Origin of the sequence: Mesorhizobium sp. IMUNJ 23033, from assembly GCF_044778005.1 — a bacterium.
In the GTDB taxonomy this organism is placed as follows: Bacteria; Pseudomonadota; Alphaproteobacteria; order Rhizobiales; family Rhizobiaceae; genus Mesorhizobium; species Mesorhizobium amorphae_A.
Genome location: NZ_JBJACT010000004.1, coordinates 46874 through 59776 on the forward strand (window position 1 = coordinate 46874; position 12903 = coordinate 59776).

9 protein-coding genes and 1 pseudogene are annotated in these 12903 nt (G+C 56.1%); all 10 read left to right on the top strand.

Features of this window, described 5'->3' with window-relative positions:
• Positions 1-40 precede the first annotated feature (40 nt).
• The 10 genes and pseudogenes from ACFX5Q_RS05510 (at position 41) to ACFX5Q_RS05555 (ending at position 12684) form a co-directional block, all read left to right on the top strand.
• Positions 41-1279 (top strand): glycosyltransferase, encoded by a 1239-nt coding sequence (locus ACFX5Q_RS05510; protein WP_404276008.1) that lies wholly within the window; start codon positions 41-43, stop codon positions 1277-1279.
• Positions 1276-2418, top strand: coding sequence for a hypothetical protein (locus ACFX5Q_RS05515; protein WP_404276010.1), 1143 nt, complete (start codon positions 1276-1278; stop codon positions 2416-2418). The genes ACFX5Q_RS05510 and ACFX5Q_RS05515 overlap by 4 nt, the downstream gene beginning before the upstream one ends.
• A 33-nt stretch (positions 2419-2451) precedes the next feature.
• Complete coding sequence (locus tag ACFX5Q_RS05520; RefSeq protein WP_404276011.1) at positions 2452-3666, top strand: glycosyltransferase; 1215 nt, start codon at positions 2452-2454, stop codon at positions 3664-3666.
• A gap of 28 nt (positions 3667-3694) precedes the next feature.
• A complete protein-coding gene (locus ACFX5Q_RS05525) occupies positions 3695-5146 on the top strand; it encodes a lipopolysaccharide biosynthesis protein (protein WP_404276013.1) in 1452 nt (483 codons plus the stop codon).
• A 54-nt stretch (positions 5147-5200) separates the two neighbouring features.
• Positions 5201-7321, top strand: coding sequence for a hypothetical protein (locus ACFX5Q_RS05530; RefSeq protein WP_404276014.1), 2121 nt, complete (start codon positions 5201-5203; stop codon positions 7319-7321).
• Between the two features lie 86 nt (positions 7322-7407).
• Positions 7408-7494 (top strand): annotated as a pseudogene (locus ACFX5Q_RS05535) (IS630 family transposase); the annotation flags it as partial.
• Between the two features lie 93 nt (positions 7495-7587).
• Positions 7588-8868, top strand: a complete 1281-nt coding sequence (locus ACFX5Q_RS05540; protein ID WP_404276016.1) for an O-antigen ligase family protein — start codon at positions 7588-7590, stop codon at positions 8866-8868.
• Complete coding sequence (locus tag ACFX5Q_RS05545) at positions 8865-9818, top strand: glycosyltransferase family 2 protein (protein WP_404276018.1); 954 nt, start codon at positions 8865-8867, stop codon at positions 9816-9818. The genes ACFX5Q_RS05540 and ACFX5Q_RS05545 overlap by 4 nt, the downstream gene beginning before the upstream one ends.
• 227 nt (positions 9819-10045) lie before the next feature.
• Positions 10046-10345 carry an exopolysaccharide production repressor protein gene (locus tag ACFX5Q_RS05550; RefSeq protein WP_404276020.1) on the top strand — a complete coding sequence of 100 codons (300 nt, stop codon included), beginning with the start codon at positions 10046-10048 and terminating at the stop codon, positions 10343-10345.
• 464 nt (positions 10346-10809) lie between these two features.
• Positions 10810-12684, top strand: a complete 1875-nt coding sequence (locus tag ACFX5Q_RS05555; RefSeq protein ID WP_404276021.1) for a Wzz/FepE/Etk N-terminal domain-containing protein — start codon at positions 10810-10812, stop codon at positions 12682-12684.
• Positions 12685-12903 lie beyond the last annotated feature (219 nt).

Consider the following 12903-nt stretch of genomic DNA (forward strand, 5'->3'; position numbering starts at 1 on the left):
AGATTGCCGGATTTGTTGGCGGTAAATTCGGTGGATTGATATGAATGTAACAGAAGGTGCCTCTGCTCATCCGATGATTACCCCGCGAGCCGAAGCCCTTCACAGCATACGCATTTTGCTCGTGCTCTCCACCTATTTTCCAGAGTCATATGGCGGCGCCGAGCAACAGACGCGGCGATTTGCTCGGGCGCTGATTGAAAGGGGCGTCTGCGTAACCATTTTGGCACCCAGATTGTCACACTCGACGCCGAAACGGTCCGCCATCGACGGAGTGCTCATCGAGCGCCTTCGCTTGCACGCCGCGCCGAATTTGGGCGGGCGGCATATGCTGTCGTTCCTGTCGTGGTGTGTCCAGCTTGCGATCTGGATGCTGCGCCGTCGCGACGAATTCGATGTTGTGCATATCATTCATGCCCGACTTCACGCCGTTCCGGCGACGGTGGCAGGGGCCCTCCTGCACAAGCCCGTTCTCGCAAAAATGGGCCGCGGCGGACGGTGTTTCGATCTCGACGTTGTGCGCGAAAAGAAAATTGTCGGTCGCTGGGCGTCGTCCGTGATCAAACGGCACGTCACGGCTTTCATCGCCAATAGCCGCCAAATCGCAGGTGACCTGAAGAGACATGGCATCGAGGCGGATCGCATTCACATGATTCCAAATGGGATTGATCTGCCCCGCAACCCTCGCCGCCAGCCGAGCACAGATGGCACCCGACGCTTCATTTGCCTTGGCCGCATCGAGCCGGAGAAATGCCTCGAGCACATGATCGACGCGTTCGCGGCCCTTCCCGCCGAGGCACAGGCGCAACTCACCGTCCTAGGCGATGGCCAGTGTCGCGCCGCGCTCGAGGAACAGACGGTGCGGTTGGGCCTTTCCGGCAGGGTCAAATTCGCCGGCGCGGTCGAAGATGTCTTTCCATTCCTGTGGAAGGCTGACTTCTATCTTTCCACCTCGGTGTCGGAAGGCATGTCAAACGCCCTGCTCGAGGCCATGAGTTGCGGTGTGGTCCCGATCATCACCGATGTCAGCGGTGCGTCCGATATTGTGGAGCATGAGCGCAGCGGCTTTTTGGCTCGCTCGCATGTGGAGTATGGCGGGCTCCTGCTTCGCGCGCTTGGCCTATCGGAAGCCGAGCGCAATGCGATGGCGCGCCGCGCCATACGAACTGTCGCTGCGCAATTCAGCATGGAAAGCGTCGCAACACGGCAAATGAGTCTCATCGCTACGCTTATGCAGAAAGATCGCCATGCGCCAGCTCACCTGCCGGCAAAAGTAACATGAGGCTCATCCTCCATATCGGCACGCATAAGACAGGGAGCACGGCGCTGCAGCAATTCCTTTACGCAAACGGAAAAGGATTGGGCGAGCATGGCATGTACTACGCGTCACCAGCACACGAGTTCCATTGCAATAGTCTTGTGAACGCACCTTTGGTAGATGGGCAAGAGAGACTCCGGAATTTCATTCTTGAGATTTTGAGAAAGGCAGAGCAAAACGGAGGCGATACAATCATCGCAAGCTCAGAAAATCTTTATGCTATGGTGCGGTATCTGGAATGCTTCCACGCCCAGAAAACGAGCGCGGAGGTCCTTGCGAAAGAGCGCAGTCTCATTGAGCGCCTGCACGCCGCTATTCCTGCCCACGTGGAATGCCACATAATTTGCTACGTACGAAGGCCAGATTGTTATCTTGAGTCACTTTACAATCAAAATGTAAAGAAGGGCGCTCTGTTTAGCGGCGATGTTGGCGACTTTCTCAGCATAGTTTATGACATGCTGGACTATCATCGTTACCTATCGATCTGGCGCGATGTCTTTGGGAGCACCGCTTGCTCGGTGCGCCCTTACGAAGCGGCTCTGCCGAATCTGATCAATGATTTCGTGCGGCATGTTCTCGGAATTGAGGATATCTCCTCGTTCACAAAACCGCATCTTCGTGCCAATGAGCGGCTAAGCCGAGATCTCCTAGAATATAAGCGGTGTAGAAATGAACATATTCGATATTCCGAGCGCAAATTGGAACGTAGGATCTTTGCAGCAGTAGACCAGAGAATAGCAAGCCCCAACAACAATCACGAATATCTCTCACCCGATAAAAGGGCCGAGCTCCTTTCGATGCTGGAACCGTCGATGGAGCGTCTGCGAACCGAATTTACTCTGCCGCCCTTTCCACAGTTCAACCTCGAAGCGGCCAGGGCGTCCTGGCAACCTTATCCAGGACTTTCGCTCAAAAACAAGCGAGAGATCGAATTCCACTACCAGGCCGTTCAGCGCCAGGTCTCCTTCCGCCTGGAACGCGTTCTCATACGGGCGGCGTCGTTGGTGCGCGGGCGGCTGCCATTTCTCTCATGGCCTCTCGATTTTGCACGCGCCAGCGGAATACGCCGACTGCTGCTGCAGGCGGCAAACCGGTTTCAATGACGGTGCTTGATGAAGTGACTGCGGAAACGGTGATTGGGCGCCAAAGGAATGAGTAATTTGAAGCTTGTCTATGCGCATCCCGTGCCTATTCCGAGCCAGGCGGCAAACGCCGTACAGGTCGTGAAGGCATGCAGCGCGTTCCAAGCAATCGGCTGCAGAACCGTCCTTGCAATTCCCCTTGATCGACCCGGTACCAACAAGTGGGGCGAAATCAGGAAGGCCTATGATCCAGAGCGGCGTTTTGGTTTGTGGCACATACCATTCGATCATATTCCAGCCCGAAAGCTCGCCTTTGGCGGTGCCGTGTCGTTGCTTGCATGGCTGACGGCGCGCGATGCCGTGATCACACGGGCGATCTCCGTTGCCAGGGCTACGGTTGCGGCCGGCGTTCCGACAGTGCTGGAACTGCATAGCTCGATTGATACCGAGCACCAGGCCGTCATCAGGCGCTTCGACAACTTGGCGAAGTCGAAAAACCTTCTTTCGCTCGTTGTCATCAGCGAAGCATTGAGGAAACACATTGAAAGCCGGTGGCCCGAGCTATCAGGTCGCATCCTGTCCATGCCGCTCGGTGGCAATCTCGTTTCAACGCCGGAGGAAGACGCGATCCCGCTCTGCGGGAATTTCAATGTCGGATATGCGGGGCAACTCTATCCCGGAAAAGGAATGGAGGTCATACTTCCTCTTGCGCAAGCCTGCCCTTGGGCCACCTTTCATATCGTCGGTGGGGCGCAGCATGACATCGACCAATGGCGGGCTCGGGCAAAATCCGAGAGAAATATTATCTTTCACGGATATGTGCCACATGCCCGGATCTCGTCGTTCCTGGCGGCATTCGACGTGGTGCTCGCGCCCTATCAGCGGGTTGTGCGAGGCGTCGACAACAATACGACGAACCTCGCTGACTGGATGTCGCCCTTGAAGGCATTCGAATACATGGCGCATGGAAAAGCCATTCTGTGCAGCGATTTGCCGGTTTTGCGAGAGATATTTACTGCCGACGAAACCGCCCTCCTTTGCTCCCCGGACGACGTTATGGACTGGACCCGCGCGCTGACTCAATTGCGCGAGAATAAACAGTTGCGGACGCGGCTCGGCGAGAACGCGAGACGGCGAATGCAATGTGAATTCACCCGCGAAGCGTGGGCGACAAAAATAGCTGACGATATTGCAGCTCGCTTGCATGCACTGAAGCGTCGCCGACCAATTGGACAGTCTGGGTCATGTCAACTTGGACCAAATAGCTGAACATAGGAAGCTGACACGAAGGGCAGCCATGGGCCTCTCGTGGGCAGGTACCACATTGCTTGCTCGAACCTTGTTGAATGTCCTGGTGACGGCCGTTCTCGCGCGCCTGCTTTCCCCCCGAGAGTACGGTATTGTTGGCGCTGCGCTGATCATCGTGGCCATCGGCAGTAACATTGCCAACCTTGGCATGTCGCAGGTCTTGGTACAGCGAGCGGACATCGAAGAGCGCCATATCGGAACCATAGTTTCCTTCTCGCTGACAATCGCTCTTATCCTCGGCTTGCTTCAATGGGTGTTTGCAGAGCAGATTGCCGATTTTCTTCATGTGCCGGAATTGGTTCTCGTTTCGCGCATCCTTGCGGTGATGATGATTGCGAACGCGTTCAATCTGACCGCCGAGGCCATTTTGTCACGGCATCTGAAATTCAAAATATCCTCCATAGCGAGGCTGGTCGCCTGGATTGCTTCCAATGTCGGCCTAGCCATTCCGCTTGCCTATTTTGGCCTCAGCTATTGGGCCTTGGTGGTCGCGTACATGGCCGAGGCATTCATCTTGGCCGGCATCTATTTCTTCATTGCCAGGGACTATCTTGTGGGTCCTCGTTTCGACATTCAGTCCTACCGCGATATCCGCAGCCAGAGCCTGGGCTATTCGCTGGCAGGTATATCGAGCTTCATCGCCAAATATATCGACAATGTTATTGTCGCGCGCTTGATCGGCACCTCGGAACTGGGCATATATTCGCGAGCGTTTTATCTGATCGCGATGCCGGCAAATCTTTTCGGCGATCTGAACAAGAGTGTGGTCTTCCCCCTGCTGTCAAAGGTTCATCACGACAAGGCGAGGCTCCGCACAGCTCAGCTTAAGGGTTATGCTTTGACGGCGGCGCTTGCCCTGCCGACCAGCGCGTTTCTATGCTGTTTTGCGAAAGAGCTTGTCCTGACGGTCCTCGGCCAGAACTGGATCGGCGCCGTTGCTCCTATGGTTGCATTCTCTGCAGTAATTTATTTCCGCGTCGGTTACAAAGTATGCGGAGCCGTGACGCTAGCCACAGGTCGAAGTTACCGAACGGCCTTGATGCAATTCATTTACATGGGCCTTGTCACTGCATCCGCATTCTTCTCGGCGCCCCACGGCGTGAACGCGGTCGCCTTTGCAGTGTCCGGCGCCATTGCGACAAGTTTCTTCCTTTATGCGGCGGTCAGTTGTCGGATGACGGGATTGTCAGTGCTGGATTTCGCGCTCGTCCATGTACCACCTGTCGCATTTGCCGCCGTGGTCTTCGCCACTGGCTCGGCGGTCAAAACGCTGCTTGCCGGATCGCCCGACTATCTAGTGCTCGCGACCGGGCTTCTCGTTATAGGCACATTATCTGTCGTTACTCTTTATCTGAGAGCGTCGCTCCTCTTCGGGAAGTATGGTGCGGAAGTCCTGCAAACGCTGACATCCAAGAACGCGAAATGGGTCAGATTTGCATAGTTCAATGTAGCTGCATTCTCGCCGCATCACCGGCCGCCCATCCGAGGATGAATCATGAGTGTACGGAGTCTGAAGAAGCGCAATGGTTGGCAGCGGGTGTCCACGGCAGAATCCCGTGCCGGCACCACGACGATGACCAGCCGCATTTCCCGCCGGGATCTGGCGCGCGGCGCATGCGCCGCCCTTCTGCTGACGGCTTCCGGTCGCCCAGGACGGGATGCTCTCGCCGCCGGTCCGGACCAGGGCTCGCAACTTTGGCATCCAGATCTGTTCCCGGAGATGATCGTGAAATCCTGGTATCAGGAGGATCTGGCCGAAGGCGAGGTCTCCTCGTGGCAATCCGGCGGCGTGAAGCCTGTGGCTGCGGTGCAGGCCGAGCCTTCTCTGTGCCCGACAAAGCTTCCGAATAGTCGTGGCGTCGTCTTCGAGAAGGGCACGAAACAGGCATTGACTTGGCCCGCCGATAACGACGCCCCATACCTTCACCGCTGGTGGCTCGTGATCGCCCGGTGCGATTCCGCAGCCAACGCCGATGCGAACAACGTTTCTGTTTTGTGCGTCAATGGCGCCGAGGGTGGTTCGGTGCACCGCCAGCCGCGGGTCTGCTTCAGGCCATCGACAGGCACGTTCGCTTCACAGGTCGATGATGGTAAGATCAAGAGCGAGGAAGGGAAATGCTCGACGGACTTTGGCGGCTGGAATGTCATGGTCGGGTACCGCCGCGGATTCGTGATGCAGGCCGTGGTGAATGGGGTCAAGACGGCCGGTCAGACGATTTATGCATTGGCACCCAACCGGATGAAATCGGAGAGCTTCATGGGCGATGTGATCAATCCGATGAGGGCCGATGTGGCGATCGACTGCGTCATCATCGGGCAAAGCGAACTAGATGACTCGCTGATCGACATGCTGATGGGATGGGGCATGTGGCGCGTCGGCCGGCAATCCGCCCTGCCCAGCGATCATCCCTATCGCCAGCGCCCTCCTTCATCCGTGGATGCGAACAACAAACCGGCACGTTACGCATTCGACTCAGTCTCGTGGGAGTCCTGGGCAGGCATCGGCAATGAGCGATATGCTCATCGTGGAGAGGCGGCGCCACCGATCCGCGGTTACACAACGGTTTTTTTTGATGATTTCGATTCCAACACGGTTGTCGATGATTCCAAAGGTGCCCAAGCCAGCATCTGGTATGCGCCGACCTCTTTGGCGAATGTCGGCGTTGACGCCAATGCCCAGCGGATCTCGGGGTCGCCTTCCTCATATGTGCACGACGCCGCCAGCCACACGCTGGCGCTCCGGCTCTTACATAAGGGCCGCTGGAGGACAGGTGCGTTCTCTTCAGTGAACAACAATGGCCAAGGGCGGTGTTGGGGAAAGGGAATCTTTGAGATCCGTGCCAGACTTCCAAAGATCGCAGCGCCCCGCCCCGGATTTTTTCCTGCTTTTTGGGCGTATGGCAAAGAGCATCTGTTCTGGAGGACGCGCAATCGGCTTGAGACTGACTTTTGGGAATATGATGGTCTCAATGGGGCCTACATCAACATAAGCCAGCACGTGCACAAACCCAAACTCGGTTATGCAGATCCACAAATCGCGACAGGTGGCGTGCACCGGAAAATAGCCGGCTATCAAGTCGATCCATCAAATGGCTTTCCAGCGACAATCGACATATACGATGGCGAATTTCATACTTGGTACGCCCAGATCGAGGATGATTATAGTTATTTCGTGATCGATGGCTGGGAAGTGGCGCGCGTTCCGACGAGCCCGGAACTCGCAGCGAAAAAATACATCATGGTGGATTTCGCCTACGATCAAAACAAGGGGCGTGCTCAACCGGACCCGTCGCAGACGTATGACATGGTCATTGACTATATAAAGGTCCGGCAGACGGAAACGGATCTGGCTAGGGTCCCGCCGGGTTTCAGCGCATTGCCGACCTTGTCGGGCCGGGCTTCACCAAGCCAAGCGTTGACTGTCGTACCGAACGTGGTTGCGTCGCAAATAGAATGTCTCTGGTATCGTGACGGCGTTCCGATCGTGGGCGAAACCGGCACAAGCTATGAGCTCGGCTCGCAGGATATGGGGCATAAAATTCGCTGCCATGTTCGCGCAGTCTCTGTGCTCGACCAGCCAGAAGCCTGGACCCCGGAAAGCGAGACCGTCGGCTAGGCCGCATCGACTGCGCACCGTAACGATGCGCCATCACTCTCCGTCGACTACCTGATGAGTTCTATCCTACGCTCGAAGGCACCGTTGGACATTGGAAGACGCAGACCTTCATCGCTGGGCTGCGCTGTCATGGGCTCACCGCCCCTTTCGTCGTCGACACACCAATGAAACGGCGCAAAATCTTCTCCGCCCGCCGGCATACCAACAAGATTCTGTCTCCGGGAAAGAGAACATGTTAAAAGGATATCGCGCCGCGTGGGGCTATGATGCGTTATCTCCTCACATTCGCGATACTAAGCCTTTTCCTGCCAATCAGGCTCGAGACGGGTCTTGTATTGCTGCGTCCGTTCGAGCTGATCACATTGCTGTCGCTCATCATTGGCCTCACGACGGGGCGTTGGCGAGGTTTGGTTTTTCCAGCCGGTTTTCTACTCCTCCTGCCCTTCTTGGGCTGGCACATGGTCTCGGCCTTAAGCGTGGACATAGAGAACGGCCTGCGCGAGCTGTTGCAGATGTCCGCAGTGGGCGCCTTTGCGTTCGTCCTCGCACAGGAGGCCAGACGGCTCGATACGCACCAGACAGTGAACATCTTGCTTTTCGGCATGGTGCTGATCCTCGCCTATACGATCGCCTGGCATGTGGCTCATGGGTACCCGGTCGGTTGGAAACATCTGTTCGATCCAAGGCTCGTGTTCACCTTCCTTCCAATTACGCTCGCGGGGCTGCTGCTCTTCGCCAGCCGGGCCAAGCGGCGCAACCTTTGGTTAGCATGGGCAGGGTTACTCCCCCTGCTCGTGCTATCTGGGGAACGTAAGGCTTTTTTGATCTATCTCTTTCTGACCGCTGCGCTTCTGACACGCGGACGGCTGGCCGCGATGGTGCCGGCGATCGCCGCCGGCTTCGTGGGTCTTTTTGTGCTATCGACCACGATGGACAACGCCTATATCCAGAAGCAATTGCAGACCATGCTCGATCCGCTGAGCATGGGGCAGTACGAATACCTTGCCGCAAAGGGGAAATATGCCCCTGGAGATACGCCGAGCAACGTCCAGCGCTCGTTTGCCTTCACTCTGTCCAGACGGCTCATCTCCGAACATCCACTAGTGGGCGTGGGCACGAACCAATTCAAAAATATCATCGATACTGAGTTCCGCAGTCTTCCTGACGAGTTGCGGCTGGGGATCCATGGCGAGTTTCAACGCATACTCACCGAGAATGGCATCATTGGGCTCAGCCTCTATCTTCTGATATGGGCCGCCGCATGGTTTCGGTTAAGCCGTGTTCTAAGCTCGGCACTTTTTCACGGATTGATCGGAGCAGCCCAGGCACGGCTTCTGCCCCTCGTGATCCTTGTTCCCTGCGCTTTCTACGTTGGAACAGAAGCCTCGGGCACACGAGCTTTCGTCACGCTGATCCTTGTCTCGCTCCTGCCGGAATTGACGGGGCACGGGCTTTGCCTGGTATTGAACAGGGCGCGGAGGTCCCACCCGACGAGCACTAGTCATTCTCGATTTCTTGGCCGCGCCTTGCCAGGAAGCACAAGATGAGTGTTTCGGTCATTTTGACATGCCACAATGAGGAACGCTTCATTGTGCAGGCAGTGGAAAGCGTGATCAATCAGACCGCTTCGGGCGCCATCAAAGAGATCATCATTGTCAATGATGGCTCGACGGACGGCTCGACCGAAGTGATTGCGTCGTTGGTCGATCGGGAGCCGCGCATCCATATCCTGACAACGGCGGGTATCGGGCCTTCATCGGCGAGGAATCTTGCAATCAGACATGCTACCGGTGATTTTATTGCATTTCTCGACGGCGATGATTTCTGGGCTGAGGACAAGCTTGAGCTTCAATTGACCGCCTTCGGCAATGGCTGCAAGGCAGCTCTCGTCTATGGTGATTTAGTCGACTTTTCCGCTCCAGATCTTTCCGATGCTGTGCCCGTGGCCGTTGGCCGCTATCGCGCGGATCAACGCGATACGCTGCCGACGTATTTTCTGCTTGATGGGCCGATTGTTCCTTCCAGTATCGTTATGCGGCGGGAGATTGTTGAAGATATCGGGTTGTTCAACGAGACAGTCAGGGTTGGAGAGGATACAGAGTTTTGCATGCGCGTAGCAGAGCGCTGGACATTTCAACATGTGGCCGGAGCACTCGTCTATAAACGGCGTCATGGCTCAAACACAACCCGCAGACTCGACGCGCTTCTGCCGGTAGCTGAACACCTTACGCGAGAATGGGTCATCCGACGGCCGGAGCTTGCGCACCTCGCGCGGCGGCGCAACGCGCGTTTATACGCAAAAGCCGGCAATGATTGCGTGGCTCAAGGCGAAAAGAAACGCGGAGCGCGCTTGCTCATTCGCGCGATACTGCACGATCCATTGTCCTGGCGGGTATACGTTTACCTTTTTCTCTGCGCCCTACCTACAGGCATGGAGCCACAGGTGCGCCGCGCAGCCAAGCTATTGTTCTACCGCGTCATGCGCAAAAAACTTTGACCTTAAAGATGCTAGCGGATTGGAGAGCTCGAGCATCTCATGCGGCAGCCTGGCGATCCACCACCGCCAAATCCGCCGAAAGCGTCCTGGCAAAACGGTAGGCACGTTTATTCGCATTTCCTAATATTTTACCGCTCTGACCCGTTCCGATATGTTATGATGGTTAACGCGCTGAGAAATCGATACCCAAGGAGCGCGTCACGCGAGCGGCTGCGAGTGGGACGGCGATGTCCTTTTTGCTATTTTTGCGCGGCCTTATTATAGTCCTGTTGGCATTCGCCATCAGTACATACTTGCTTACCGGCTCGCTCTGGACCACGTTTGTCCAAACGGTAATTTGCGGGATCTTGATCCAGATTGGGTACTTTGTTGCTGTCATGCTGCTTGTGTGGCGCTCGGTCTCCAAAGAATCCGAGATTCCGAAATCACACATCGCGCGCGATGAGTCCGAAAGGGAGCAACGGCCTAGCCACTTGGTGAATAAGGCGGACCACTTTCCGCCTAGAGGAGGACGATCAGCACGATGACACCCCACACCACGATACAAAATGTGACTGCACCCTGTCTTATTCGGGCACTGGAGAGGCGTTCCGCGAGGCGCCAAATGCGCGCAGACCTCTTGCTATGATCGTTATCGCGCGCCTGTGATCGACGAGTCATTCGAATCGACATCCCTGTTTCCCGCAGGACAGGCTCAACCTAGGCCCGAAATCTCTTGCTCAGATGTTGCCATTTGGCAATACGACCCAGTTTCTTCTTTTAATTGGATCGCTCGACCTGGAGGGGAGCATGGGGCCGCGTGAGTTTTGTTTGTTGCAATCAGAGGTTAGGAATTCGCGCCTTTGGCGAGGGAACGGGCTGATGTCCGCCCGAGCAGTGCGCCCCTGTGCTCCGCCGGCGTCGATACTGAATTTGCGGACATTAAGTCAGATAGTGTGGTAAGGTGTTTCTCCTATGCGCTGCCAGTCTCATCCCACGGGTTTGAAGGCTTATGCTCCGCGAAGTTGAAAATCGGCACCCGGATGCTGCCTTCATATTCGGCGATCCTCTGTCGGGAACGATTGATCTCGAAACACTCTTGGCGGCAGCGCGACGGCAGTTGAGGTTCGTCCTTACATGCGCGCTCGCAGGCCTTATGCTTGGGTTGGCGTACCTGGCGGCCGAGGTGCCCTTGTACGAGTCGACGGCCAGAATCCTGATCGACAAGAACCAGCCATCCGTCGTGACGAAATTAACAGAGAGCGGAAGCTCCACACAGCTTGACCCGATGATGCTGAGTCAAGTCGAATTGTTGCGTTCCGACCGGATCGGGCTAAAGGTCGTTGACAGTCTCGGTCTTGCTACCGATCGCTCTTTCCTGTCAGCGCCGTATTCGTTGCTCACCACTCTCACAAGATCGTTCGCTTCGGTGGTGCGGTCATTCATTGGCAGTTCCGAAGAGAGAGGAGCGCCGGTGGAACCGAGCGCGGCGCGAGGGCCTGATCGATGGCAGGCATTTGGCATTCTGGCTGATAATTTAACGGTAGCTCGCGTAGGCGATTCTTACATTCTACAAATCCGATTTCAGTCGCCTAGCGCTGAAATGGCGCAAAAAATAACCAATAAATATGCTGAAATTTATATCTCTGACCAAGTTGGAGCCAAAGATGAGTCGATCATCCGGGCTCGCAGTGCCCTGGCGGAAGAAGTCGAGACGGTGCGCAAGCGATCGGTCGACGCCGAGCTCGCGGTCCACAGGTTCCGAACAGACATTGTGCTGACCAAGGAAACGCTGGTTACCTTACGCCAGCTCGAACTTGAAGCGTCTTCCCTCAAGTCGCAATATGAACAGGTCCTGCAGCAGTACCAAGCGAGCCTGCAGAACCTTTCGATGGCGTTGACTGAGGCGCGGATTATCTCGGAAGCGTCATACCCCGGCGGACCGAGTTCTCCGAACAGCATTGTTACGTTGGCGATCTGCGCCGTGCTCGGCGGCATGATTGGCGCCGGTGTGGGCGGAATTCGGGAGTACCGGGAGCGCTTTTTCCGCACGAGGGGTCAAGTGCGCGATGAGCTCGGACTTGACACGCTCGGAATGATCCCGTTGCTGGACGGGAAGCCAATTCGCCGGAACAAGCGTGATCCTGAGGCCGGAGAGCGGTCATTCATTGAGGTGGGGAACACCGCTTTTAACTGGGTAGAGCAGCATCCGCGCTCGGAATTCGCTGAAGCGATGCGAACGGTGAAAGTCGCTGTTGATGTCGAGATACCAACGAAGAGCACCAAGGCGATCGGCATCGTTTCCTGCCTTCCGGGAGAAGGAAAGTCGCTGGTCGCGGCTAATTTTGCGACGGTTCTTGCCATGCAGCGTTGTAGGACGCTGCTGATCGATGCCGACATCCACAATCCGGGCTTGTCCCCTATGTTAGCCAACGGCTGGGAACGGGGCCTGGCCAACTTGTTGGCTGGAGATTTCAATGCGAAAGATATGCTGGCCCATCAATCATTGCCATTGAGGTTCCTGCCCGGCGTGAACCAAAGCCAACAAAAGCTCGCAAAGACCGTCCAGCCTATCGAGAAAATGGGCGACTTTCTGATCAAGGCGGGCTCTACGTTCAATTACGTCGTCGTTGATCTGCCCCCGTTGGCTCCAGTCGCGGACGTGAGGTCCTTCGTCCAGCACCTCGACGGCCTTGTTCTGGTTGTTGAATGGGGCGTGACCGCTCGTACATTCGTGCGCGAATGCCTCAACAACAATCCGATCCTTGCGGATAAATGTATCGGCGTTCTGCTCAACAAGGTCGATATCAAAAGAATCAAGCTGTATCAAAAGTTCGGCAGTGCCGAATTTTACAGTGAACGTTATGGTCAGTATTACCAGTCTTAGTTGTGGAGTAAGCATTGTTTTAAGCCGAGAATGACGAATAATGATGTCTGTCCGGGCCTATCCGTGCGAGACGCAGGAAATGGTGTTCGACGCGCATGACCGGGCGTTCGCCTTCTAGGCGGAGTCTGCGCGCATCATCCGCGGCGGTGGAGACGGTGATCGTCGGCCTGTGCGCTGGCATCGGGCTGGGAGAAGGGCCAGGTCGAGATGCGGAGCCGT